The organism is Campylobacteraceae bacterium, from assembly GCA_013215945.1.
Lineage (GTDB): Bacteria > Campylobacterota > Campylobacteria > Campylobacterales > Arcobacteraceae > NORP36.
Map to the genome: position 1 here is coordinate 226,446 of JABSOM010000002.1, position 24,834 is coordinate 251,279.

The 24,834-nt window shown below is 28.0% G+C and carries 24 protein-coding genes; 15 read left to right on the top strand and 9 right to left on the bottom strand.

Translation table 11 applies throughout. The annotated features are described in order from the left end of the window. The first annotated feature begins 88 nt into the window (after nucleotides 1-88). Nucleotides 89-553, top strand: coding sequence for a copper chaperone Copz family protein (locus tag HRT41_03075; GenBank protein NQY22984.1), 465 nt, complete (start codon nucleotides 89-91; stop codon nucleotides 551-553). On the opposite strand, the gene HRT41_03080 is transcribed toward HRT41_03075, so the two are convergent. Next, nucleotides 543-1,550 carry a zinc-binding alcohol dehydrogenase family protein gene (locus HRT41_03080; GenBank protein NQY22985.1) on the bottom strand — a complete coding sequence of 336 codons (1,008 nt, stop codon included), beginning with the start codon at nucleotides 1,548-1,550 and terminating at the stop codon, nucleotides 543-545. The two genes, HRT41_03075 and HRT41_03080, sit on opposite strands and share 11 nt — an antisense overlap. Nucleotides 1,551-1,939: 389 nt before the next feature. On the opposite strand from HRT41_03080, the gene HRT41_03085 reads away from it, so the two are divergent. After that, nucleotides 1,940-3,028 (top strand): hypothetical protein, encoded by a 1,089-nt coding sequence (locus tag HRT41_03085; GenBank protein ID NQY22986.1) that lies wholly within the window; start codon nucleotides 1,940-1,942, stop codon nucleotides 3,026-3,028. Between the two features lie 90 nt (nucleotides 3,029-3,118). Here the strand turns inward: HRT41_03085 and HRT41_03090 are convergent, their stop codons facing one another. Next, the gene (locus HRT41_03090) at nucleotides 3,119-3,796 is read right to left on the bottom strand and encodes a type 1 glutamine amidotransferase domain-containing protein (GenBank protein ID NQY22987.1); all 678 of its coding nucleotides are present in this window, start codon (nucleotides 3,794-3,796) and stop codon (nucleotides 3,119-3,121) included. A 417-nt stretch (nucleotides 3,797-4,213) separates the two neighbouring features. On the opposite strand from HRT41_03090, the gene HRT41_03095 reads away from it, so the two are divergent. The 3 genes from HRT41_03095 (at nucleotide 4,214) to HRT41_03105 (ending at nucleotide 9,641) form a co-directional block, all read left to right on the top strand. Then, the gene (locus HRT41_03095) at nucleotides 4,214-7,633 is read left to right on the top strand and encodes a nitrate- and nitrite sensing domain-containing protein (GenBank protein NQY22988.1); all 3,420 of its coding nucleotides are present in this window, start codon (nucleotides 4,214-4,216) and stop codon (nucleotides 7,631-7,633) included. Between the two features lie 365 nt (nucleotides 7,634-7,998). Further along, nucleotides 7,999-8,541, top strand: a complete 543-nt coding sequence (locus HRT41_03100; protein ID NQY22989.1) for a MepB family protein — start codon at nucleotides 7,999-8,001, stop codon at nucleotides 8,539-8,541. A 194-nt stretch (nucleotides 8,542-8,735) separates the two neighbouring features. Then, nucleotides 8,736-9,641, top strand: coding sequence for a hypothetical protein (locus HRT41_03105; protein ID NQY22990.1), 906 nt, complete (start codon nucleotides 8,736-8,738; stop codon nucleotides 9,639-9,641). Nucleotides 9,642-9,746: 105 nt separating this feature from the next. Here the strand turns inward: HRT41_03105 and HRT41_03110 are convergent, their stop codons facing one another. Beyond that, entirely contained in the window at nucleotides 9,747-10,550 is an 804-nt protein-coding gene (locus tag HRT41_03110) for a TerB family tellurite resistance protein (GenBank protein ID NQY22991.1), read from the bottom strand. Between the two features lie 272 nt (nucleotides 10,551-10,822). Here HRT41_03110 and HRT41_03115 point away from each other — a divergent pair, with 272 nt between their 5' ends. The 6 genes from HRT41_03115 to HRT41_03140 all read left to right on the top strand — a co-directional run bounded on the left by HRT41_03115 (nucleotide 10,823) and on the right by HRT41_03140 (nucleotide 16,802). Further along, the gene (locus HRT41_03115; GenBank protein ID NQY22992.1) at nucleotides 10,823-11,536 is read left to right on the top strand and encodes a DNA alkylation repair protein; all 714 of its coding nucleotides are present in this window, start codon (nucleotides 10,823-10,825) and stop codon (nucleotides 11,534-11,536) included. A gap of 61 nt (nucleotides 11,537-11,597) precedes the next feature. Further along, complete coding sequence (locus tag HRT41_03120; GenBank protein NQY22993.1) at nucleotides 11,598-12,212, top strand: LysE family translocator; 615 nt, start codon at nucleotides 11,598-11,600, stop codon at nucleotides 12,210-12,212. A 173-nt stretch (nucleotides 12,213-12,385) separates the two neighbouring features. After that, the gene (locus HRT41_03125) at nucleotides 12,386-12,817 is read left to right on the top strand and encodes a GNAT family N-acetyltransferase (GenBank protein NQY22994.1); all 432 of its coding nucleotides are present in this window, start codon (nucleotides 12,386-12,388) and stop codon (nucleotides 12,815-12,817) included. 121 nt (nucleotides 12,818-12,938) lie between these two features. Further along, on the top strand, nucleotides 12,939-13,562 hold the full coding sequence (locus tag HRT41_03130) for a LysE family translocator (protein NQY22995.1): 624 nt from the start codon (nucleotides 12,939-12,941) through the stop codon (nucleotides 13,560-13,562). A gap of 63 nt (nucleotides 13,563-13,625) precedes the next feature. Beyond that, nucleotides 13,626-13,769, top strand: a complete 144-nt coding sequence (locus HRT41_03135; protein ID NQY22996.1) for a hypothetical protein — start codon at nucleotides 13,626-13,628, stop codon at nucleotides 13,767-13,769. A 528-nt stretch (nucleotides 13,770-14,297) separates the two neighbouring features. Continuing rightward, a complete protein-coding gene (locus HRT41_03140; protein NQY22997.1) occupies nucleotides 14,298-16,802 on the top strand; it encodes a CHASE3 domain-containing protein in 2,505 nt (834 codons plus the stop codon). A gap of 80 nt (nucleotides 16,803-16,882) precedes the next feature. On the opposite strand, the gene HRT41_03145 is transcribed toward HRT41_03140, so the two are convergent. Then, entirely contained in the window at nucleotides 16,883-18,055 is a 1,173-nt protein-coding gene (locus HRT41_03145; protein NQY22998.1) for an SAM-dependent methyltransferase, read from the bottom strand. A gap of 198 nt (nucleotides 18,056-18,253) precedes the next feature. Between HRT41_03145 and HRT41_03150 the strand changes: the two genes are divergently transcribed. Further along, nucleotides 18,254-19,117 (top strand): PhzF family phenazine biosynthesis protein, encoded by an 864-nt coding sequence (locus HRT41_03150; protein ID NQY22999.1) that lies wholly within the window; start codon nucleotides 18,254-18,256, stop codon nucleotides 19,115-19,117. A gap of 37 nt (nucleotides 19,118-19,154) precedes the next feature. On the opposite strand, the gene HRT41_03155 is transcribed toward HRT41_03150, so the two are convergent. The 4 genes from HRT41_03155 to HRT41_03170 form a co-directional block, all read right to left on the bottom strand. Then, complete coding sequence (locus HRT41_03155) at nucleotides 19,155-19,823, bottom strand: response regulator transcription factor (GenBank protein NQY23000.1); 669 nt, start codon at nucleotides 19,821-19,823, stop codon at nucleotides 19,155-19,157. Nucleotides 19,824-19,831: 8 nt separating this feature from the next. Next, on the bottom strand, nucleotides 19,832-20,392 hold the full coding sequence (locus HRT41_03160) for a cysteine hydrolase (GenBank protein NQY23001.1): 561 nt from the start codon (nucleotides 20,390-20,392) through the stop codon (nucleotides 19,832-19,834). A 138-nt stretch (nucleotides 20,393-20,530) separates the two neighbouring features. Next, nucleotides 20,531-21,835, bottom strand: a complete 1,305-nt coding sequence (locus HRT41_03165) for a chemotaxis protein (protein ID NQY23002.1) — start codon at nucleotides 21,833-21,835, stop codon at nucleotides 20,531-20,533. Between the two features lie 9 nt (nucleotides 21,836-21,844). Then, nucleotides 21,845-22,228 carry a PAS domain-containing protein gene (locus tag HRT41_03170; GenBank protein ID NQY23003.1) on the bottom strand — a complete coding sequence of 128 codons (384 nt, stop codon included), beginning with the start codon at nucleotides 22,226-22,228 and terminating at the stop codon, nucleotides 21,845-21,847. Between the two features lie 430 nt (nucleotides 22,229-22,658). On the opposite strand from HRT41_03170, the gene HRT41_03175 reads away from it, so the two are divergent. Next, nucleotides 22,659-23,168, top strand: a complete 510-nt coding sequence (locus HRT41_03175; protein ID NQY23004.1) for a ClbS/DfsB family four-helix bundle protein — start codon at nucleotides 22,659-22,661, stop codon at nucleotides 23,166-23,168. Nucleotides 23,169-23,175: 7 nt separating this feature from the next. Then, entirely contained in the window at nucleotides 23,176-23,460 is a 285-nt protein-coding gene (locus tag HRT41_03180; protein NQY23005.1) for a hypothetical protein, read from the top strand. Nucleotide 23,461: 1 nt separating this feature from the next. On the opposite strand, the gene HRT41_03185 is transcribed toward HRT41_03180, so the two are convergent. Next, nucleotides 23,462-23,914, bottom strand: a complete 453-nt coding sequence (locus HRT41_03185) for a YaiI/YqxD family protein (GenBank protein NQY23006.1) — start codon at nucleotides 23,912-23,914, stop codon at nucleotides 23,462-23,464. Between the two features lie 101 nt (nucleotides 23,915-24,015). Here HRT41_03185 and HRT41_03190 point away from each other — a divergent pair, with 101 nt between their 5' ends. Continuing rightward, on the top strand, nucleotides 24,016-24,816 hold the full coding sequence (locus HRT41_03190; protein ID NQY23007.1) for a helix-turn-helix transcriptional regulator: 801 nt from the start codon (nucleotides 24,016-24,018) through the stop codon (nucleotides 24,814-24,816). Nucleotides 24,817-24,834: the final 18 nt, after the last annotated feature.

Consider the following 24,834-nt stretch of genomic DNA (forward strand, 5'->3'; position numbering starts at 1 on the left):
CAAGGCTTTAATTAATGTAGTTTCATATAAGGAGTTCGTTTTGTTTAGTAGTATTAAACCAAAAAAATATAATTTTGTAACTTGCTCAATAGATAAGCAAAATAATGAAGACAGCAATTCCACTTCTGCTCCAAAGGGTAAAGTAGAGTGTCCTAAATGTAAGAAAAAAACAAAAGTTGTTTTAGGTAAAACTGTAGAGCATTTACTCACCCCTAAAGCAAAATCAAAATTATCTTGTTTTGATGGATTTTATTATTGCAAAACACCCTCTTGTGAAGTTGTTTATTTTAGTGAGAATACAATACTTACGCAAAAAGATATAAGTGTTATTTTAGGAGCTAAAAAAGGTGCAAAACCTTCAATTTTATGTTATTGCTTTGAATGGAGTAAAGAAAAAATTACAAAAGAGATTGAAAAAAATGGCAGTTCTATCGCACTTGCTGATATAAAATATAAAATGGATACGATAGGATGTCAATGTGAAATTCTAAACCCAAGCGGAATCTGTTGCTTGGGTGATGTTAGTAAGGCTATAAAAGAGATTAAAAAGTAAGCGCTATTTTACCTATGTTTGTACCCTTTTGGGTTTGTATATGAGCTTCTTTTATTGTCTTTATTGAAAAACCTTCTAAGGTTTTGTTTAAAGTCGTTTTTATTTTTCCCTCATCTGCTAGTTTTGAAATTTGTATTAAAATTTCTTGTTGTTTGATCAAATCTTCTGTTTTGTACATTGTTCGTGTAAACATAGATTCCCAGTTAATACTTACTGACTTTAATTTAAATTTGTTAATATCTAAGGGTTCTTTTGCATCTACTAATAAACAAATCTTACCTTGAGCTACAATTAACTCAGCCATAGCGTCCCAATGGCTACTTGTATCTGCAGCATTAAAAATATAATCTACGCTTTGGAAACCTGCATTTTTTACTTCATTAACTAAATCTTTATGATTTACAATATAATCCGCACCCATCGTTTTGCACCAAGATTTTGATTCTTCTCTTGAGGCTGTTGTTATTACAGTTAACTTGGTGAGTGTTTTGATAAGCTGAATAGCAATTGAAGCAACCCCACCAGCTCCTCCTATTATCAAAATAGTTTTATTTTCATCTTTTTGTATATTCATTCTATGAAACATAGCCTCCCATGCGGTTAAAGAAGTAAGAGGTAAAACAACAGCTTGGGCATCACTTAAGGATTTTGGTGCTTTTGCAACAATACGCGAGTCAATTTTTTGATATTGTGCATTTGAACCATTTTTTGTGACATCTCCTGCATAAAAAACTCTGTCTCCTATTTGAAAACCTTCAACCTTATCTCCCATAGTTTCAATAATTCCAAGACCATCATACCCTAAGACTTTGATCTGTTCTAGCGTTTTATTTAGAGATGATTTTGAACGTACTTTTAAATCAATAGGGTTTATTGATGCAGCTTTTACTTCAATAATAAGGTCATACTCTTCTGCGCTTGGTTTTTGTATGTTCTCTTCTATTATACTTTCTTCATGCTCAATATCATGCGATGTTTTAAATCCTATGGCTTTCATTCTAATCCTTTGTTTAATGAATTAATTTTTTATTTAATCATTAGAATATTGTTAAAATACTCAAAATAAAAATTTACTTAGAAGTATAATGCATAAACAAATACCTAAAAGACTAACTATTCATTTCAGTTTTTCTGATGTCAGTATAATCCTGTTTATCTTAAGTATTGCTTACGCTACTTTTGGTAAGTAATAGTACTATATGTATAGTTTTCATGATTTTATTAAAAATTAGATCGAAGTGCTAAAAAATGTACTTTTAAATACCGTAGGCACGATACTTAATTGACTAAGTTTCTAAATAGGTATACTGTCAAGAAAACTAAACAAATATGTAAACGAAAATAATATTAGAGTGAATGTTCTGATACAGAAAATAAGGAAATTAAATGAAAATATCAAAATTGTATTCAAACAATGATACTTTTAAAACAATAGTATTTGATAAAGGTATAAACTTTATCCTTTCTTCCAACAATGGTGTCGGAAAAAGTAGTCTTTTTAAATTAATAGATTTTTGTTTGTTAGGCGATAAGAGCTTTTTAGGGAAGGAGCATTTTAAAGATTATATTTTTTATATAGAACTTCAAATTTCTTCAAATAGATATATAACGATTAAAAGACCTACCAGAGGTAATAAAAATATCGAATTAAAAATCACAAAACAAAAATCTATCTTGCTTGATGAAAAGGATTTTAATAAAAAAGGTAGTCTGGGTATAGCTAAATCTTATTTTGAAAATAAAGTTAATTATTCTATACATAAATTTAGAACATATATAAGGTATTTTTTAAGAGAGGAAAACAACCAAAGTGATGTATTTATATTAAACAAATACTCATCTGCACATGAAATAGAGTACAAAACACTGGTATCAAATCTTCTTGGTATTGATGGACGTAAAATAAGAAAAAAGTATGAACTAGATGAAATAATTAAAAAATCAGATTTTGAATCCCCATCTTTAAACAGTGTACAAAAAGACTTGCAAACAGTTATAGAAGAAAATAAAACATTAATTAGCAGTCACTTTATAGATAGATTGCAAAACAGTGTTTCTAAATATGGAAAAATTATATTAGATAAAGAGCTAAAATTTTTAATTGAATTAAATACTTCAAATGATATAGAGTTTAGCCTTAAAATAAATAATGACGATAAAGCTAATGACAGATTAAATGATGACGTTACTATAAAAAAACTTTTATGTTTCGTTTTTGCATCTGCATTAGCTGAGACATATGTACAAAAAAGACTTATCAAATTTGTTGCTTTTGATAGCCCTTTTGATGAAAATAAAAACAGCTATGAAGATGGTATTTATAAGGCCATACATGAGTTAAACAGAATGGGTATTCAAAGCATCATTACATCTAATGAAAATGTTATTCATAATGCTTCCAATTTATTAGAAATAAAAAATGAATATATGACGGGCTATTTAAGTAATGATGATAAATTAATGGGTGATTTTTAAAAGAAAACAACATTTCTCTCAAAGGGAATTCCGGAGACAGGATACTAAATTATTAAGTAGTTAAATAATAACTTGCTCTCCGGAACTTTGTTATTTTAAGAGTTTTAATAACTCTTGTGCAACAGGTTCAGATGATGCAGGGTTTTGACCTGTAATTAGTTTGTTATCCGTAATTACATAAGGGTTCCAATCTTCACCTTTAGAAAATGTAGCTCCTTTTTCTATTAGACTGTCTTCTAATAAAAAAGGCACAACTTTTTCTAATTTTACAGCTATTTCTTCTGAATTACTAAAAGCAGTTACTTTTTTATTTTTGAGAAAATAATCTCCATTTTTTAGTTTTACATTTAAAAGAACAGCAGGTGCATGACATACAGAAGCAACAGGTTTATTGGCTGCTATAAATGCTTCAATAAGTGCAATTGAATTTTTATCATTTGTTAAATCCCATAATGGACCATGTCCACCTGGATACATTACAGCATCAAAATCACTTTCTTTTACCTCTGCTAAAAGAAGAGTATTTGATAATATTTTTTGCGCTTTTTCATCTGCTTTAAATCTTTTTGTTGAAGCTGTTTGAAAATCAGGTAAATCACTTGTAGGATCTAATGGCGGCTGACCTCCTTTTGGCGAAGCCAAGGTAATGTTTACCCCTGCATCAAGTAATGTATAATAAGGAGCAGCAAATTCTTCTAACCAAAATCCAGTTTTTAAGCCTGTATCTCCTAATTTATCATGAGATGTTAATACAATTAAAATATTCATAATTTTTCCTTTTTAATTTTTGTTCCGTAATTTTATATTAAATCAAGCTAAATGTAAATGTATAAATATACAAATATCATGTAAATTAATAGAAATTATTCTGAATTCGAAATTTTCTTAAGATGTTCGAATGTAATTTTAAGTAAGTACTGCAATATCTTAACCCTAGTTTTCTGATATTTTTTCTTTGGTGTTTTCTAATTTAGTCCTTTTAATGTGTTTTTTCTCTTTTTCTAAAAAGTACACATGCCTATTTAGATTAAAAAAGAGATCTGAGCCCAAAGCATAATTTTAAATAAAAATGATTTTTTATTGATAAAATAATATTATAATATGCCTTATCCTGCATGATTTATTAGTAAAATAACATAATTAGTACATATCATTCTTGTAGTATAAATCAAAGGATGTATAAAAATGTTTAACTTTAGGTTTTTGAATAATATTGTTATTAAATATAAGTTGTTATTGTTGGTTTCTATTCCACTTGTTGGATTTTTGTTTTTTTCGGTATCTCAAGTGTATGATGCTTATAAAAATGTGAATATTATGCAAAAAATTGAAGTTTTATCTACACTTAGCAAAAATATTTCTGCTGTACTTGAGCAACTTCAAGAAGAAAGAAGCGAGATGGGAATTATTTTAAGTAGAAAGGACCAAGAAGGAGAGGGGAAACTTCAAAAACAGATTCAAAAGAGTGATAAAAGTATTCATATCTTTAGAACATTTTCTAAAACAATTGATTATTCACATTATTCATTAAAACTGAAACAAGATATTGAAGTTTCTTTCAAAGAAATAAAAAAACTTAATGTAATAAGAAATAAAATCACTGCTAAAGAAACAAACATAAAAAGTGTGATGAAGTCTTTTTCTAAAGTAAATGAAAGTTTATTAAATATTGTAGTACTAACAGCAAAAGAATCAAATAATATTAAAATATCTCAGGCATTAACCTCTTATTCAAGTTTTTTATATGCCAAAGAAAATGCTAGTATTGAAAAAATAATTGGAATGAATACTTTGATCAAAGATTCTTTTGCTAAAGGAATGCAAGGAGAGTTAAATAACATCATAGCTTCTCAAAAATCTTATACCTTAAACTTTTTACAATATGCAAGTCCTTCAACAAAAGATTTTTATAAAAAAATCTATCAAGGTCAGGCCATTAAAACACTTGAGGAAATAAGAACTGCTTTATTAGAATCAAAAGAGATAGGGGGCTTTAATATTAACTCCATTCATTGGTTTGATACAGTAACAAAAAAAATAGACATTCTAAAAGAGATTGAGAATGAGATTGCTTATGCTTTAAGAATTGAAGATATCAAACTCTTTGAAAGAGTTGAAGTTGCTACAAGAATAAGTGATTTATTACATGCCACACAAAAAGAGGTTGCTGCTACTTCTGGTTTTATTAGTAGTGCTGGAAAAAAATTCGCAAAAGAATTAAAAAATGAACGATACGGGACTGATTTTAGAATCAAAGAAGTAAAAAATGCCATTAAAGTAATTGACAAAAACCTATTAAGCAGTGAAATTAAAAAAGATTTAAAAAATATATTTGATGCTTTATCTTCATTAAAAGAATTACGAGTGAATATTGATGCTTTAAAAATAAATCAAGCACAAACTGTAGCCTATTTTTCAGCAGTCAACAAAAAAATGTTAAAAACGTTTTGGAGTATTTCTAATAATGCAACAACAGTTGATGAGAATAAGGATATTACGGCATTTTATAGTTTTTTACTTGCAAAAGAGAGAGCTGGAATTGAGAGATCAATTGGTGCGAATGCTTTTTCAAAAAATAAATTTACTGCCAGTGAAAAAGAGACATTAGTCAAATTAGTAACCGAACAAAACAGTTATATAAATATGTTTAAAAATAATGCGACGCAAGAGATTGTTGAGTTTTATGAAACAAGTATTAATGAAGGGGAGAATAAAACAAAAGTTTTTGATGAAGTTGAAAAATTAAGAAATATTGCATTAGAGGCAAATAGTATTGGTGGTTTTGGAATTGATATACAAATTTGGTTAAAAGAATTTGATATAAAAATGAATAAACTGCGAAAAATAGATGCTTATATCTCAAACGATATCAAAAAAGATATCAATCAATTAACAGATAATTTTAATACTACATTATATGTAACCTTGTTTTTAGCAAGTGCGGGACTCTTACTGATATTTGCACTTAGCACTATTATTACAAATGGAATTATTAAATCCTTGCAAAACTTTAAAGAAGGATTAAATTTCTTTTTTCAATATGCAGTTAGAGAAAAAGACTATTTAAAACCTATGGATGTAAATGGAAACGATGAGTTTGCACAAATGACAATAGAAATGAATAAACAGATTATTAAAACAAAAGCTTTGATTGAACAAGATAAAAAAGTGGTTAAAGAAATTGATGATATTATGGGAAAAGTATCGAATGGTTTTTTCTGTTACAGAGTGAAAGAAAAAGGTGCCAGTAATGAAGTTGAGATGTTAAGACAAAACATTAATAAAATGTTCGAAAGCACCAAAGTAAAAATTGACAATATTAACAGTATCTTAAATAATTTTGCTTCGAACAGATTTGATTTTGATTTAGATGCATCCAATAGAGATGGTTTATCTGGAGACATGGGATCTTTATATACTTCTTCAAAACTTCTTGGAAATAATATCTCTTCTTTAATGGCAATGATTGAAAATGCAGGAAGTGAATTGAAAAATTCTACAGAAGTTTTATCGATATCTTCAAAAAAACTATCTACTTCATCCAATGAACAAGCTGCTTCCCTAGAAGAAACAGCGGCTTCAGTTGAAGAAATAACTCAAAATATTCATCATAACAATCAAAATGTTCATTCCATGGCTTGTTTGTCAGACGAGTTAGGCAGTTTATCTTTACATGGAAATGAACTGGCTATAAAAACGTCGCAATCAATGGAAGAAATAAGAAACAAAGTAAGTACCATAAGTGAAGCGATTAACGTAATTGATATGATTGCTTTTCAAACCAATATACTTTCTCTTAATGCAGCAGTAGAAGCGGCAACAGCAGGTGAGGCAGGTAAAGGTTTTGCAGTTGTAGCACAAGAAGTAAGAAATTTAGCTTCACGAAGTGCGGAAGCAGCTGTAGAGATTAAAGCGCTAGTAGAAGATGCAAAAGTAAAATCAATTGAAGGTAAAAATATTTCTTCTGAAATGATTAAGGGTTATACTAAATTAAGCGAAAAGATTATACAAACCAAGAGCATGATTGATGATGTATCTCTTGCTACCAAAGAACAAGAAGCGGGCATGACACAAATAAATGATGCAGTTAACTCTTTGGATAAAATGACACAACAAAACGCAGCAACGGCATCAAAGATTGATGGACTTTCCCTCAATGTTTCAAATTTGTCTTTAAAACTTTTAAGTATAACGAGCACATCACATTTAAGTGAAAAAATAAAATCTCAAGTAGATGATATTGATTTGGTGAATGCTTTTTCAAAATATAAAAATGAGCATATCAATTTTAAAGATTTAAACTTTGCGAAATTAGACAGTTTTGAGATGTGGAAGGTTGAAGATTGCCACTCTTGTAATATGGGAAAATGGATAAAGCAGTGTGATGTAAACAGTGAGAGATTTACAAATACTTCTCAATGGAAACACTTAAAATCTTCTCATGAGAATCTTCATAGCAGAGTACAAGACTATATTAATGAAAATGCGAAAAAAGCACAAAACAGTGAATTAAAAACTATTTCAAATAAAATAGAAGAAGCAACACTTGAAATGTTTGAAGGTTTAGATGAGATTTTAGAAGTAAATGGAAGTATGGTAGATTGATCATAGTTTAACATGTGGTAATAAACATAATTAGATTTAAAGAATCTTGCAAAACAAGCTTCTTTATTTCATTTTAGGTGAAAGTATTTTATGAGACAGAAGCAGATATTCGAAGTTTTGTTAAGAGAAGTTCTTCATCATACTAATGACTTAATCAGTTAAATAGGTATACTGTCACCTTTAATTAGAATAATGAAAAATAAAATAAAACGATGCCTGTACCAATTTTTCTATATTTATCGCTGAAGTCAAATGTTGGTGTTTGCTTAGTTTTATCTTAATAGCCTACTCGTATTTAAATCAAAAAAGGTATTTCTTTGGTAAATAAAAATTATCGTGATGACTTGGAATCTTTATTAGTTAAAATGTTTGTTCCCTCAGGTTATCAAATAACAAAAAAAGTTGAGTTAGACCCTGTTCCTGAAAGCTCTAAGTATGAAGCATTAAGCTTTTCTCTAAATAATAGACGTATTGTTTATCGCAAAGGAAAAGTTACTTCACATAGACCTGGAGCTTTTTTGGCGCTTTGGAATCGCCCACTTTTAGAAGATGCTAATGGCAATAAACCTATACCATTAACAGCGAATGAACTCGATTATTTATTTATACAAGTGGAGAGTCATTCTAATATTTTGGAAGAACTTGAATCCCAATACGGAATGTTTATTTTCCCCGTATCTGTTTTAATTGAAAAAGGTATTGTATCTTCTTCAAAAAGTAAAGGGAAAACAGGGTTTAGAGTATTTCCTCCTTGGAGCCAAGACAGAGGAATTGTTGGAACTAAGGTGTTTTCTGAATCGGGCAAAAAAACTCAGCGTTGGCAAATCCCATTTTTTCTAGAAATTGATGAAAATGGTTTAATAGATTCTTCTGAATTAAATAAACTGCTTAATCATAAAAGTATGTAAATTAGTGCGCTGGGATTGAATCTCTACTTTTAATTATGTTGAAATATGAAACTCTTGGAACTACCATCCTCTTATACTAAATGCGTAAGTGTTTAATAGATATACTGTCACCAGAGCTTAAAATTACTTGATTTAGCAGGAGATGAAATTGATGCAGAAGCTACAAATGACACCATTGAAACGATTTTAAAATAATGTCATACCAAGCAATTATGTTAGTTCTTTTTTCCTCCATTTTGCATGCAATATGGAATATGTATAGTAGTAAGTATAAAATCAATATTTCTATCTTTGTAATTGGCGGTTTTTTTTTATGTAGTCTTTTATTATTGCCACTGCTTTATTTTTATGATTTAATTGTAAACATAAGCCTTGATATTTATATACTTATAATTTTTAGCAGTTTATTTCAAACCTTGTATTTTTATACCTTAACCTTAGCGTACAAACATGGTGATTTGTCTATTGCTTATCCTTTATTCCGTTCTATTCCCATATTATTTATTTTGATATATACGTATTTAAATAATAATATACATACAATATCAAATCAAGCAATCTTTGGCGGTTTTTTAATAATAATAGCTTCAATAATCTTACCTATGAAACATCTAAAAGATTTTAAGTTGAAAAACTATAGTAGTATTATGTTTCTATATATCATTTTTTGTGCCATTGGAATAGCTGGTTATTCTCTCCTTGATAGTAAAGGAATGAAATTATTATACCAATTATTAAAAGATGAGGATACAACAATTCTGGCTTTTATTTATATCTATTTTCAAATGATATTTACAACTATTTTCTCTGCTTTTATTGTTTTATATCAAAAAGAAGAGAGAAAAGAATTTATTTTAGTATACAAAAATAAAAAGTTAATATCTTTTAATATCTTTTTTATGATGACTTTATCTTATGTTCTTATTCTTATTGCGATGTTATATGCTACAAATGTAAGTTATATAATTGCACTTAGACAAATAAGTATTCCCATTGCATTTTTTCTTGGTATCTTTTTATTAAAAGAAAAAGTATATAATATACGATATTTAGCTATTTTTATTTTAACTCTAGGTTTATTATTAAATGCATTATATTAGTTTTTTTTGTAGAAAAAAAGAAAAGTGTCAGGCCACAATTTCTTAATTTCTAAGTGGTTTTATTTAAGCTCATCTGTGTTTATTAATAGCTACTACTAATTAACCTTATTTTTTTTCGTCTTTAATAATTTGATAAGCTTGATTTATTTCTTGTGTTTTAGCAGTTGCTTCTTCCATATACGTGTCCCCTTTGTCTTGTGAACTTATGATATCTGGATGGTATTGTCTGATAAGTTTTCTGTATGTTTTTTTAACAGTAGCCATATCATCACTTTCTTTAAGACCTAAAATTTTATAAGCTTCTTGGGGACTCATACTTTGCTGTTTGTTTTTTATCATATTTTCAAATTTATTTACAATATCATCATATTGTGAAGGTGTAATATCTAGCTCTTGAGTAATATCACGTAACACTTTTTCTTCTTCTTTGCTAATACCATTATCAACAAATGCCAGTTGAATTAAAAAAGCTACAAACTGTTTACGTTTGTGCTTATTTCTTCCAAGTTCTTTGTTTAAGGCTTGAGCTATTTCTTTTGTATCCCCGTCTTTTTCTTTTTCTTCATTGAAAATTTCTTTCATAATATTTCTTGTTTTTTCTTTTTCATCAAAAACTTTTGCTATATCATCAAACATTATTCCAATAAGTTGTGCTTCTAACTTTTGTACTGTTCCATCTGCTTTAGCAACTTTAGCAACAAGTGCAATAAAAAGCCCTAACTCACTTTTTTTGAAGAGTTCTTTTGAGCCGGACAACTTATTTAACTTTTTTCTAGCATTAAACTTCAATACTTTAAAACCTAGGTATAAAGCAACAATAATTGAAAGTGTTATAAAAAAATTAACAATAAATGTGTAATAAAGTATTGTTAGAAGTATTGCTATAAATATCCATTTTTTTAATTTCATAGTTTATCCATTTTTATTAGGTCTGATTAAGGCCCTTTATTTATATATGATGAAATTATATCTTCTTAATCTTATATTGTAAAATTGAAATAAAAAGAAGAGACAATTTTTAACTATTTTATTAAAAAATTTGGTTTTTTAATGGGTTTTATTTTAAGCTTGCTGTGTATACAAGCTATAAAAAACCAAAGAAGCCTTTCTTTAAGAACAATAAATAAAGAACAAATCAAGTATCATACTTAAGCAAAGAAAAAAGAAATATGGAAAAATAAATGAATGTAAAAGAAGTTATTCAAAAACTAAAAAAGCTTGCAGATACAAATAAGATTGAGCTAAAAGAAAAAAAATTTGGAATCATTTCAAATAATTCATTGGGAATTTATCATAAAGATTTAAAAGAATTAGCAAAAAAGATTGGGCAGAATAATCAATTAGCTTTAGACTTATTTGATACAGGGATATATGAAGCAAAAATTCTATGCAGTAAAATATATAATCCAAATGATATCAGCGAAGAATTAATGGAAAAATGGGTGAAAACATTTGAAAACTGGGAAATTTGCGATTCTTTTTGTATGGGCTTTTTTGTCAAAAGTAAATATGCTTTGTTAAAACTTGAAGAGTGGTCAAAGAGTGAAAAAGAGTTTATTAAAAGAGCAAGTTTTACTATCATGGCATCTTATGGCTTTGCTAATAAAAATGATTCAAATGAAATATTTGAAAGGTTTTTAGAAATTATAGAAAGAGAAGTTAATGATGATAGAATTTATGTAAAAAAAGCAGTAAATTGGGCCTTGAGAAATATTGGAAAAAGAAATACAGATTTAAATAAAAAAGCTGTTTTATGTGCGAATAGAATTTTACAAAATCAAAATAAAGCGGCGCAATGGATTGCAAAAAATGCTTTAAAAGAATTAGAACAAAAAAACCCAAAAATATTGGATTATCCAAGAGAATTTTATAGACCTAATAACATAAGAATTTAGAATAATATTGTTTGTCTCTCATGAGTGCTGTTATCCTAAATTATAAAAAAAAGGAAAAAAAATGATAAGTAATGAATTTATTCTCACATCTTTAATTGTTGTATTAATACCAGGAACGGGTGTAATTTATACAATATCAATGGGACTATTCCATGGATGGAAAGCTAGTATTTATGGAGCTATTGGATGTACTACTGGAATCATACCTCATTTACTCGCAACTATCTTAGGTTTAGCTACTCTTCTTCATATGAGTTCTATAGCATTTCAAATAGTAAAATTTATTGGAGTTGCCTATTTATTATATTTGGCATGGTCAATGTGGAAAGATACTGGCACTTTGGCATTAGATGAAAAAGAAAATAAACTCAATGCTTGGAGTATAATCACAAAAGGATTTTTAATAAATATTTTAAATCCTAAATTATCACTATTTTTTCTAGCATTTTTACCACAATTTGTACCAATACAATCACAAACTCCAACATTAAATATGTTTATATTAAGTGGCATATTTATGGGAATGACACTTTTTGTTTTTATACTATATGGATTATTTGCAAACAGTATGAGAATCCATATAATAAATTCTCCAAGAATTATAAAAAAAATACAGCAAACATTTGCAGTTATTTTTGTAATACTTGGAGTAAAGTTAGCAATGTCTGAGCGATAAAAACAACAACTCTAAAGAGTCAAGCGAGCTTATATTGTTTTTAGAATTTAAAATAATACCTTATGTGAAGGAGTACAATATGGTGGAAGCAATAAAGGTGAAAGTGATTTTTAAATACAGTTTAGTGAAGGTATTATATGAAGTTAATGTGCTGCAATATATGGGTAAATTAGATGTATGAAATTAGGTCAGCAACTCCGTTGGATTTTGAAGGAATAAATTTTGTGTCTGCGCATCTTGGTTATAAAAATTTGTCCAATGATGAAAGCAAAAGAAAATTAGATCAATTGTTTAATTCCGAAACGGATTTTGTTTATGTTGCAGAATCAAAGGGAATAATAATTGCTTGGTTACATTTATTTTTAGCTCGTCGTTTAGCTTCTAATGATTTTTTTGAAATAGGTGGATTAGTGGTAAATCCTAATCAACGTGGACAAGGTGTGGGTAAATCTTTAATTAATCATGTAATGAACAAACACCAAAGTAGTATAAGAGTGCGGTGTAATCAAAATCGTACAGAAGCGCACAAATTTTACGAAAAAATTAGTTTTGAAAATAAAAAGGTTCAAAATGTATTTGAAAAACAATCACACACTAAAGAGTAATTTTTTTAAAAACTTAAATAATTTAGGATTTCTCTGATTTATGAGTTTTTAGAAAGATTTATAATTAATATATTTAGTAAATTTTTGATATATTTAAATACTTTTTTAACTAAGGAAAAAAATGAATATTGAATTTTGGTTATTATACGTTTCTGTCGTTTTTATTGCTTCAATTATTCCAGGACCTAGTATGTTATTGGCTTTAACTCATGGTATTGAATATGGATATAAAAAATCAATTTTTACAGCATTAGGAAATACAACAGCATCTGTAATACAAGCTATTATTGCGGTATCTGGTCTTAGTATTATATTTGATGCATCTGGAATATTATTTGAAGTTATTAGGTATGCAGGAGCTGTTTATTTAATTTATTTGGGTCTTATGTTATTTAAAACAAAAAAAGAAAATGTTTTTGTTAAAGATATTATAAAAGGTAAAAACATTTCAAATTCAAAGATGTTTACGCAAGCTTTTTTAATTGGCATTGGAAATCCTAAAGCAATTATATTTTTTACTGCATTATTTCCACAGTTTTTATCAAGTGGAAATACTTCACAATATCAATTAATACTTCTAGTTGGTTCTTTAGGATTAATTGCTTTTTTATGCATGATGATATATTCAATAGCAGGACATAAAGCGAATGTTTTTTTTAGAACTTCTACCTTTGGTAAATATTTTAATCAAATAACAGGTGGAATATTTATTTCTCTTGGTTCTTTTGTTGCTTTAAAAGATTAATGTCAAAAAAATAACATTAATATTATGATTTTTTAAGAGCCTAACAAAATTATTAAAGCGGGTATGTATAAATATACTAAACACCCAATATACTTAGGTTTAGTTCTTGCAATATTTGGAATGGCTTTTATTTTCATGCTTCTTATCTGTCTTTTTAACTTGCTCTCATTTTTTGAAATAACAGATGTTTGTTATATAAGATATTAAGAAATACAGTTAAAAAACAAATTTGCAAAAGAGTATATTAATTATTGTTTACAAGTAAGAAAATACTTATAACTAAGTAAAAAATAAAAGCTTCTTTTTAATATTTGGAAAAGAATCAAGTAACAATTATTACTTGAATAAAATTTAGGAGAGAAGTAAAACTATATGAAGACTTATACTAAGAAAATTCTTTAATTAAGCCTAAAACATCGAACCTTTCGTACTTTTAACTCTTAGAATAAACATTACTTCCAAAGTAAAAATACAACAAATTATAAATTCTTAGCACTTACATTTATTATAAGGGAATGTTTAAATAATATTTATTTGAAGATTCTTGTATTATTTTATTTTTATTATTATTACTATCTATAGTTATTTCTTAAATTCTATTTAATATTATTTATGTAAAAATATACTATTAACAAGTCACATTCTTAATTATTATAATCATATATTTAATTATTTCATAAAAATATATTAATTATTTTATAATATATTAAGCTATATTTAATAAAAGGAGAAAGAATGTTTTCTTATAAAAACTTAAAACTTGGGGTAAAGTTAGGATTAGGCTATGGTGTTATTTTAATGCTAATGGTAGTTGTTTCTGTAGTGGGATACAATGGTATAAAATCTTTGATTTTGACGACAAAATGGGTTAATCATACCCACGAAGTTATTCGGACAGGGGAAACTGTTTCTGGTGCAATGGTGGATATGGAAACCGGCCTTAGAGGGTATATGGTAACAGGAGATGAAAATTATTTAGCTCCTTATTATAGTGGAAATAAAAATTTTGACAAACTTATAAAAGTGGGTGCTGAGTTAACAAGTGATAACGATACACAAGTTAAAAGATGGAAAGAAGTTGAACTTTTAAAACAACAATGGATCAATGAATGGGCCAAACCTGTTATAGCAAAACGAATTAAAATTGCAGAGGGTTCAAAAAGTATTTCCAATTTCAAAACTATTTCAGCCCGTCCTTTAGGAAAAGAACTTTTTGATGGTATACGTTCAAAACTAGATTTACTTAATAAAAAATTCACTTATAATGAAGAAGCAAAAGCTTTATTAACTTTAACAACTTTATCTTTAGTAAATATGGAAACAGGGCAAAGAGGTTTTTTATTAAGTGGAGAAGAAGCTTCTTTAGATCCATATATTAATGGAAAAAAGAATTTACTTAAATATTTAAAAGAAATGGAAAATATTATTATTTCTACTTCTGCTTCTAAAAGTGATCTTAATGATGTAAAAACAGCCGTTGAAACTTGGCAAGTAAAAGTTGCTGATCTTGAAATTGAAGCACGTAGAGAGATGAATAAACATAAATTTACGCTGGAAAACTTAATTGTTGATATGTCAAAAGGCATTGGTAAGAATTATATGGATACGATTCGTGCGAAAATTTCTATTATTGTACAAGATGAAGAAAAAATGATTGTAGTGCGATCACAATCACAGCAAGATACCGCTGCATTTGCTACAAACTTTACCGTTGCAGGTACTATTGTTGCGTTACTTTTAGGATTATTAATTGCTTTTTTTATCACAAAAAATATCACATCAATGCTTCGTACTTTTGAAATGGGATTGATAGACTTTTTCAAATATTTAAACAGAGAGATAAGCACAGCAGAACTCATTAACATTGATTCTAAAGATGAAATTGGTAATATGGCAAAAGCAGTGAATGAAAATATTACTATCACAAAAGCAGGTATTGATGAAGACAGAAAATTTATTGATGAAACAATCGCAGTACTTTCAGAGTTTGAGAAAGGTGATTTGTGTAAAAGAATTAGTACAAGCGTTGATAATCCTGCATTAATGGAACTTAAAAAAGTATTGGATTCTATGGGAAATCAGATGGAACATAATATTGGAAATGTTCTTACAATTTTGGAAGAGTATTCAAACTATAATTATATGAATAGAGTTGATAATAAAGAAGTAAAAGATCAATTATTAGACTTAGCAAATGGGGTTAATACTTTAGGGGATTCGATTACTGATATGTTAGTTGAGAACAAACAAGTAGGATTAACACTTAATAGTTCTTCGGATACTTTATTAGAAAACGTAAATGTGCTTAATAGTAGTTCAAATGATGCAGCAACCTCACTGGAAGAAACAGCCGCTGCTTTAGAAGAAATTACCAGTACAATTGTACGTAATACAGAAAACGTAAGTAATATGGCAGACTTTGCAAATAAAGTAATCATTTCTGTTGAAGAAGGTAATGATTTAGCAAAACAAACAACTGTTTCTATGGAAGAAATAAATGAACAAGTTACTGCTATTAATGATGCCATTGGTGTTATTGATCAAATTGCTTTCCAAACCAATATTCTTTCTCTTAATGCAGCTGTTGAAGCAGCAACAGCAGGAGAAGCAGGTAAAGGGTTTGCCGTAGTTGCTCAAGAAGTTAGAAATTTAGCTGCAAGATCTGCTGAAGCTGCAAAAGAAATCAAAGACTTGGTTGAGAATGCAAATAGTAAAACAAATGCCGGTAAAGTTATTTCTGACAAAATGATTCATGGATATACGGCATTAAATGAAAACATCACTAAAACAATAGACTTAATAAAAAGTGTAGAAGTGGCTTCTAAAGAACAACAAGCTGGAATCGAGCAAATTAATGATGCTGTTACTTCACAAGATCAACAGACACAGAAAATTGCAAGTGCGGCGAATGATACAAAAGATATTGCACTTCACACCTCTGTCATTGCTAAAGAGATTGTAACCTCAGTTGATTTAAAAGAGTTTAAAGGAAAAGACAGTGTTCAAAACAGAAGAGCACAAAACTTTGATTTAGACTATTCCAAAAATGAGAGAAGAAGTGCTGAGAAATCAGTGAAAGAGTTTCATAAGGCTCGTCCTAATAGACACGATGCAGAATCAGCAAAACCAATAGAAGTAAGAAGTGTAAAAAGAACAGAAACGGAAGCTAAAGTTAACTTACATCGCCAAAACAATTCTATTAAAGCAACAGAAAACAGCGAGGAATGGGAAAGTTTTTAAAGATTTTTAATTAAATTAGGGAGTTTTTTGACACGATATTTAAAATTGGGCCTAGAGCCCAATTCGTTTTTAATAAACTTCTACTCTAGTTTATCCGTCAGTTTTTTTCCAAAAGCTTCTTCTATATAAGGAGAAATTTGCCATTGTATTTTAAACTGTTTATATTCTTTCACCACTTTATCGATATTTTGAGTGTCTTCAAAAAAAGCTCTGATCATAATATTTTTAGGCGTATGTTCCATATCTATAAATTCAAGTACTTGTGTACGATACCCCATGATTTCTAATACATTTGCTCGTAAACTGTCTGTAATTAAAGAGGATAATTTTTCTTTTATGATTCCAAATTTTAGCATAGGAAACATTGCATTATTTTTTATTTTCTTTAAGAGCTCATGTTGACAACAAGGCACAGCTAATATAACTTTAGCACCCCAGTTTACTGCAGTTGCAAGTGCATCATCAGTAGCTGTATTACAAGCATGTAATGAGATAACCATATCTACTTCTTTAAACTGCGTAAAGCCTTTAATATCTCCTTGTACAAAACGTAAGTTTTCAAAATTCAGTTTTTTTGATAAATCAGAACAAAATTCGATTACATTTTCTTTTAAATCTAAACCAACAATTTCAACATTGTATCCCATTTTTAAAACAAGGTAATCATAAAGAGCAAAAGTAAGATAGGCTTTTCCACATCCAAAATCAATGATTCGAAGGGTTTTACTTTTATCTAAATAAGGAATACAATCAGATACTAACTCTAAATAACGATTAATTTGTTTAAACTTATCGTATTTTGAATTGACAATTTTTCCTTCTTCTGTCATGATTCCCAATTCTATTAAAAAGGGTGTTTTTTCACCTTCATTTAGAATATATTTTTTCTTTCTGTTATGAGAAACTTCAGAATCTTTTTTACTAGCTGCTTTTTTAACTATTTTTGATATTGCTTTTTTATTAATTAGTATGTGATAATCTGAATCTACTGTATTAATAAGGGCTTGTTTAAAATAGCTTTGAAAGTACTTATTTATTTCTGCTTTTGTTTCTTCTTTATCTAAGTTTTTATGTTCTACATTTTTGTCATAAAAATATTCAAATTGATGTTTTACTTCATTTTTAATAATTACTTTTTTTATGCTTACTTTGTTAAACGTTTTTTCCGATTTATTTCTTACACCACTAAAGATAGCATATATTAGACTTTCTTCATTTATTATTTTTTCTACTAATTCACTTACATTTTGCATAATGTTAATACTCCTATAAAATCACAAATCCATTTATAAGACTTATTTTTTGTATAGTAGCAAAATAGACTCCATTTAGCAATTAAAAGTAAAAATATTTAAGAAAACATGGGCTTTAACAAGTCATCTCTTGTTTCTTTTTATTAAGTAATATTGATATAAAATACACAAAAATAAATAGTTATAAGGAGTAGGGTCTTGTCAAATATTGAAGTTATACTAATAAACGCATTTACGCTCAATGGCAAAGGTGGAAATAAAGCAGGTGTTGTTTTGAATGCAGATAAATTATCCAAGGCTCAAAAATTAAAAATTGCACAGACTGTGGCTTATTCGGAAACAGCTTTTGTTTCAAAGGATGATAAAGCGGATTATAATGTTTCTTTTTTTACAAGCACGGGGGAAGTGGATTTTTGTGGTCATGCAACACTGGCTGTTTTTTGGGCTTTATACGACATGGGCACTCTTTCTTCTGGTACTTATGTTCAAAATACAAAAGCGGGAATGTTAAGTGTAAGTATAAAGAGTGATGGTAAGGTTATAATGGATCAAGCTTTACCTAAAAAATTTGATTCTTTTACTTACGAAGATATTTCCAGTCTTTTAGGCATTGAAAACAAAGTACTTAAAAGTACAAACTTGCCAATTGAAATCATATCTACAGGACTTAAGGATGTAATTATTCCTGTTCCACAAGGATATTTGGATCTTATAGTGCCAAAGTATGAAGAGATTGCTGCTTTTTGCAAAAAACACAGTGTTGTTGGTTTTCATATTTTTGAACTTTGTTCAAAAGAAAGTAAATATACAGCAATCTGCCGTAATTTTGCTCCCTTATTTGGTATCAAGGAAGAAGCAGCAACAGGCAGTTCTAGTGGGGCTTTAGCTTCTTATCTTTGGCAACACTTAGACTTAGGTGATGATTATATTTTTGAGCAAGGAAGGGCAATGAATTGTAGCTCTTTAATTACTGCATCGATTAGGTCTAAGAATTCAACAATTGTTAATGTAAAAGTTGGTGGTTATGCAAGTAAAATTGCTACAAGGGTCATTACTTTTTAATGATTCATGATAAGGTATATGCGCTTTGCTTTGATACTTAAATATTAAGTTTATATCCCAAACCAGAATAGTTTTTTATGATTGTTTTATACGTTACTTTTCTTAAGTCTCGAAAGAGGGTTTTAAACGCAGCTTCACTTACGTCTTCTTGCCAGATATGGTATTTAATTTCTTCATAGGAAAGAATTTTGTTGGGGTTTTGAATAAATAAATCAATTAGTAAAGCTTGTTTTTTATTCAAAACATAGGATTTTTTGTTTTTAATAATACTTTGAGTGTGAAAATTAAAAAACATATCTTCGGCTACTTTTGTATTGCTAAAAACACGTTTCGAAATTATTTCCATGCATTTATATAAAGCTTCTTCTAATACAATATTTTTAAAAGATGATGTTATATATTTAGTGAGATATAACTCCATTAAATCATCCACGTAGATATTATTTTTATTAGCTGTAATAACAATAAACGCTGTTTTTAAATCTACTTCTCTTATTGTTTTTAGAAAATTAATAAAAATATCATTATTAAAACTGCTTTGAAGAAGTATTAAACAAGGAGATTCTTTTTGATACAAAGTTTTAGCTTCTTCCAACGAAGAGGCCGTTGAAACAATCTTTACTTGTTTATTTAATACTTCTATTACTTGGCTACTGTGATGCAATTTATCGTAAATATACAAAACAGATAAATCACTCACATTCATATCTTTCCTTAGAGTATTTTTATTGTTTCTTCTGTACTAAGTATTTTAGCAAAAGCAAAACCTAAAGCACTCATAGAAGAAGCATGAACTTGCTCTGCTTTGATTATTTGTCCTTTAAATTCTAAATTCAAAGTCGCACAAGCATCATTTACTACTGTACAATTATACTTTAAATCACTGGCTGCTCTTGTGGCAGAAGTTACACACATATGAGACATTGCTCCACAAATAATAATATTTTGAATATTAGAGCCTCTTAATTCTTCCTCTAAACTTGTTTCTAAAAATGCATTGACCTGATTTTTTATTATAATCTTTTCATTCTTAAGAGGATGTACACTTTTATGTATTTGGGAACCGTTACTGCCTTTAAGGAAAAAAGGAGCCTCTTTATCTAAGGATTCATGTTGTATGTGAATTATTTTACCTTTATTAGCTCTAAAAGCTTTTAATAATTTTCCTGCATTCTTTGATGCTTCCATCGTTTTGTTTAAAATAAATTTTGCGTCTTTAATGTCTCCAAAATAATCATTTTGAAAATCAATTAATATTAAAGCGGTGTTTTCCATATTTGTCCTTTTTTTTTGTATATAAAAGTATAATAAATAATAGAAGGGAAAAAGTAGGATTTTTAAAAGATTTTATTTTTACTCAAGCTTGTTCTTATCTAAGAGAAAAAGCATATTTTTCTCTTAAGACAGATGTTATTATCTTTCCATTCTGCGATCATCGCCTTGATACGCAATTGCTTCTTTTTGTCTTACTTGAATAGCTTCTTTTCCGATGAATTGAATACTGACCATTTTTTCTACGGTTTCTTTAGAAAATTTTAGGTTATTAGCAGAAATAGATTTGACTTTTTCTGCAATATTCGCATTCTCTTGTGTAAAAGTGTCAATTTTGGTAACGGCATCATTTATTTGTTTTATTCCAATTTCTTGTTCACTTGATGCTGTTTCAACCACCGTAATTAAATTCAAAGTATTGGATATGTTTTCGTTTAAAATAGCATATTCATTTACTAAAAGCTTAGAAGTTGTTTTCCCTTCGTTTGTTTTAGAAACCAAATTTTTCATTAAACCTTCAATTAATTTAGCAGCTTCGGCTGATTTATTTGCTAAGGTCCTTACTTCTTGAGCTACAACTGCAAAACCTTTTCCTGCTTCTCCTGCAGTTGCTGCTTCAACCGCAGCATTTAAGGAAAGAATATTGGTTTGAAAAGAAATTTGAGAAATAACAGATATGGCATCAAATGCTTTAGTTGTAGCATCTGAGATATCTTCCATAGATGAAAGTGTTTTATTTACTAAAATAATACTTTCTTTAGAGGCCTGATCCATTTTATTTCCAAAAGCAGACATTTCATTGGTGATTTTTTTATTTTGAGAAATATTTGCAGTAATTTCTTCAATAGATGCAGCTGTTTCTTCAATGGTTACTGCTTGTATCATGGCAGATTCGGAGAGTTTTTTTGATTCTTGGGATAAAATACCAGATTCATATTCATTTACCAGTGCAAAACGATAATTTTCACTTAACATAGCAGTAATTTTTTCATTTAAAGAATTAATACCTAATAAGAGTTTTTTAAAATCACCTCCTCTAAAGATATCATCATCTACGGTCTTTAAATAATTTTGCTCTTCATATTGGCCAAGAATTGTAGAAACTTCATTGATGGCATTTTTCATTTTTAAATTCATTGTATTAATTGTTTTAACTATGTAATTTAATTTTGGGTCTGGAGATACTGAGATGATTTCATCATTGGTAAAACCATCTGATAATTTTTCACAAACAATCATTATTTCTCCGTAGACTTTTAAATCATCTGTACGCTGTATCTCTATTGTATTTGCTAATGCAAGTATTTGATTTTCTAAAGAGAGTAGTTTTTTACTTTTGACTTTGTTTTCTTTTTTTATTTCATTGATATCGGCATTGATATACAATCTAAATTGATCCAAAAAAGTGCTAAGGGACTGAATGTCTTTTTTATTTGAAAAAATCATAATTTACTCCTAATCTAATGTTTTATATAAAGAAATTGCATTTTGTATTTCTTCTTTTGTGGGTTTAATTCGTACTGAAATGTATCTTGTTTGCAAATCTTTTTTAATGACAGAATATACAGTTGCATTGACCCAATAATAATCTCCATGTTTGGTTTTATTTTTTACAATGCCTTTCCAGACTTTATTGTTTTTGGCATGTTCCCATAAGTCTTTAAATGCAGCTTTTGGCATATCTTCATGCCTTAAGATATTATGGGGTTGTCCTATTACTTCATCTTTAGTATATGAAGCGATTTTACAAAAGTCATCATTTGCATAAATGATAATTCCTTTTTCATTGGTTTCGGATACTATCATAGTATCTTTGCTTAATATTATTTCTTGATTCATTATCTCTCCTATCTATTAGTGATAAAATACTCTAAAAACAATTTATCTGAATTTAATTTAAAAACAATTTAATTTTTACTTAATTTAAAATTATTTGTTAAATATATTACGCTATATACCCCTTTATATCGTTAAATATAGTAGTTATTAATTTTATTCTTTAATATGTCTTATTAATATTCTTTTAATATTATAAGTAATTAATAGCTCATTTAGTGCAGTTAATATGTATTTATAATTCTATAATTTATAATAAGTTTCATATAAGTTATTATTATCAAGCTCTTTTTTTAGTCTTAATCTTCTTTACTCTTTACTGTTAATATTAATTGCATATTTTAATAAATTGAAAATTGAAAAAATATTGATTTAAACTTGTATTCTAAAGTGCTTTTTGCTATATTAGCATTTATATTTAAGAGGATGAAAGATGCCAAGAGCAAAAAGTAAAGAAAGTTTAATCAAAAACAGCCAAGATAACTTTGAGAGCTTGTTTTATATAATAAATGAACTCCCTTCTAAAGATATTCTTCGTGAATTTACTTTTTTACACAGAGAAAAAAACATTCGCGATGTTTTAATGCATTTATATTATTGGCATAAAATGATGTTATCTTGGTATAAAAAAGGAATGGCTGGTGAAACTTTTTTAATGCCTGCAAGAGAATATACGTGGAGACAAACACCAGAATTAAACCAAAGTTTATTTTTAAAATATCAAAACATTACATATGAAGAAGCAAATGAATTATTACATGCTTCACATGAAAAAATTATGATACTTATGCTTAAACACAGCGAAGATGAACTCTTTACAAAAAAGAGGTATTCTTGGACAGGATCAACATCTTTAGCATCTTATTTGATTTCTTCTTCCTCAAGCCATTATTCATGGGCGTTAAAATTAATAAAAAAACAAAAAAAATCTATAAAATATTAGGCTTACAATGGAAACAATAAAAATTAGTGATTTATTAAGACAACTGGACATGTGGAAAGACGATTTAAAAGTATATTTGAAGGTTTTTTTAGAACATAAAGATTGGAATAATGTTGAAGAAGTGAATAAACTACAGACTATTTTAGATGAGTTTTTAACAGTATATGCCAACTTAGAAGATGAGAAGAAAAAAATATATTTTTATCATGCTGTAAAACAATGGAGTAAAACCAATAAAGAATATATGCATTTACTGGAAAAACTTTATCTGGCATATAAAGCGAAAAAATAAATTAGGTTTTTTTATTCTTTTGCAAAAAAGCATTAAACGCATTCGCAAAGTTTTGTGCGTCTTTATTTCCAAAAGCAGCAGGTCCTTTGGTCATTTCTCCTGAGTCCCTTATTTCTTGCATTAAGTTTCTATAGGCTAAGTATTGTTTTATATTATCACTTGTATACGTCTCACCTCTATGATCAATGGCATGGGCGTTTTTATCTATACATCTATTTGCTAGTGGAATATCAGCTGTTATAATTAAATCTCCTTCTTTTAAGAGTTCAACTATTTCATTATCGGCTTCATCTGCACCTGCATCTACTATTAAGTACTTTACAAAGGATGATTTTCCTATGGATATTTTTTTGTTAGATATCACATAAGTAGATATTTTTTGTTTTTCAATCGCTCTTAATACAATGATTTTTAAAAGGTTTGGAAAAGCATCTCCATCAATAAACAGTGTCATTATTATCCTTTATTTTATAAAAGCGCAGTATATAGTGTTTTGTATTAATTCCAGAGCAATTTTATCCTATGCTCAAACATTGTTTTTTGTTATAATGCCCCATGAATATGAAATCACTTAAACATACACTTTTTGAAAATGTAGAAACATCTAATGGTATATTTACAAAACACTTTCATGATACCTACACTATAGGTATTACTCATGATGGTTTCTTTAAATCTATTAATTTAAATAAAGAATGTTTAGTGTATAAAAAAACCACACGTATTATAAATCCAGGGGAAGTGCATTCAGGTAATTCAAAAGCTTGGAAATACACGAATTTTTATCCTACTATATCACTCTTAGAAGAGATGTATGAAGAAATGTATTTTGAGAAAAAAATACCTATTTTTGAAAAACACATTGCAAATGATATAAAACTTTATAACTTGTTATTCAAACTCTTTAAAAGTGTTTATGAAAATTTTGATAGTATGAAAATTGAAATAAATTTGATTAATGCTTTGTCGTATTTAATTAAAAACTACTCTTCTGTAACAAAAGACTATAATGTTGTTTTTCCAGATAAAAAAATAATGACAAACAGTTTAGAGTATATCAATGATTGTCTTGAAAGCTCTATTTCTTTAGATAAACTTGCTAATAATGCAGCTTTGAGTAAATTTCATTTTTTACGAGTATTTAAAAAAAATGTGGGTTTAACCCCACATCATTATATTCTTACAAGAAAAGTTCAAAAAGCCAGAGACTTAATTATTGAGGGATCTAGTTTGAGCCAAGCTGGTTTTTCTATGGGTTTTGCCGATCAATCGCATTTTATTAGAAATTTCAAAAAGATATATGGTTATTCACCCAAAGCTTTATTAAAAAAGAATAATTTCATTTTTTATACGTAAAATTTCATACAAACAAAG

Bases quoted from the DNA above. Each gene is read 5' to 3' on its own strand.
- HRT41_03080 (NQY22985.1), bottom strand. From the start codon at position 1,550: ATGAAAGCCATAGGATTTAAAACATCGCATGATATTGAGCATGAAGAA.
- HRT41_03085 (NQY22986.1), top strand. From the start codon at position 1,940: ATGAAAATATCAAAATTGTATTCAAACAATGATACTTTTAAAACAATA.
- HRT41_03090 (NQY22987.1), bottom strand. From the start codon at position 3,796: ATGAATATTTTAATTGTATTAACATCTCATGATAAATTAGGAGATACA.
- HRT41_03095 (NQY22988.1), top strand. From the start codon at position 4,214: ATGTTTAACTTTAGGTTTTTGAATAATATTGTTATTAAATATAAGTTG.
- HRT41_03100 (NQY22989.1), top strand. From the start codon at position 7,999: ATGTTTGTTCCCTCAGGTTATCAAATAACAAAAAAAGTTGAGTTAGAC.
- HRT41_03105 (NQY22990.1), top strand. From the start codon at position 8,736: ATGTCATACCAAGCAATTATGTTAGTTCTTTTTTCCTCCATTTTGCAT.
- HRT41_03110 (NQY22991.1), bottom strand. From the start codon at position 10,550: ATGAAATTAAAAAAATGGATATTTATAGCAATACTTCTAACAATACTT.
- HRT41_03115 (NQY22992.1), top strand. From the start codon at position 10,823: ATGAATGTAAAAGAAGTTATTCAAAAACTAAAAAAGCTTGCAGATACA.
- HRT41_03120 (NQY22993.1), top strand. From the start codon at position 11,598: ATGATAAGTAATGAATTTATTCTCACATCTTTAATTGTTGTATTAATA.
- HRT41_03125 (NQY22994.1), top strand. From the start codon at position 12,386: ATGTATGAAATTAGGTCAGCAACTCCGTTGGATTTTGAAGGAATAAAT.
- HRT41_03130 (NQY22995.1), top strand. From the start codon at position 12,939: ATGAATATTGAATTTTGGTTATTATACGTTTCTGTCGTTTTTATTGCT.
- HRT41_03135 (NQY22996.1), top strand. From the start codon at position 13,626: ATGTATAAATATACTAAACACCCAATATACTTAGGTTTAGTTCTTGCA.
- HRT41_03140 (NQY22997.1), top strand. From the start codon at position 14,298: ATGTTTTCTTATAAAAACTTAAAACTTGGGGTAAAGTTAGGATTAGGC.
- HRT41_03145 (NQY22998.1), bottom strand. From the start codon at position 18,055: ATGCAAAATGTAAGTGAATTAGTAGAAAAAATAATAAATGAAGAAAGT.
- HRT41_03155 (NQY23000.1), bottom strand. From the start codon at position 19,823: ATGAATGTGAGTGATTTATCTGTTTTGTATATTTACGATAAATTGCAT.
- HRT41_03160 (NQY23001.1), bottom strand. From the start codon at position 20,392: ATGGAAAACACCGCTTTAATATTAATTGATTTTCAAAATGATTATTTT.
- HRT41_03165 (NQY23002.1), bottom strand. From the start codon at position 21,835: ATGATTTTTTCAAATAAAAAAGACATTCAGTCCCTTAGCACTTTTTTG.
- HRT41_03170 (NQY23003.1), bottom strand. From the start codon at position 22,228: ATGAATCAAGAAATAATATTAAGCAAAGATACTATGATAGTATCCGAA.
- HRT41_03175 (NQY23004.1), top strand. From the start codon at position 22,659: ATGCCAAGAGCAAAAAGTAAAGAAAGTTTAATCAAAAACAGCCAAGAT.
- HRT41_03180 (NQY23005.1), top strand. From the start codon at position 23,176: ATGGAAACAATAAAAATTAGTGATTTATTAAGACAACTGGACATGTGG.
- HRT41_03185 (NQY23006.1), bottom strand. From the start codon at position 23,914: ATGACACTGTTTATTGATGGAGATGCTTTTCCAAACCTTTTAAAAATC.
- HRT41_03190 (NQY23007.1), top strand. From the start codon at position 24,016: ATGAATATGAAATCACTTAAACATACACTTTTTGAAAATGTAGAAACA.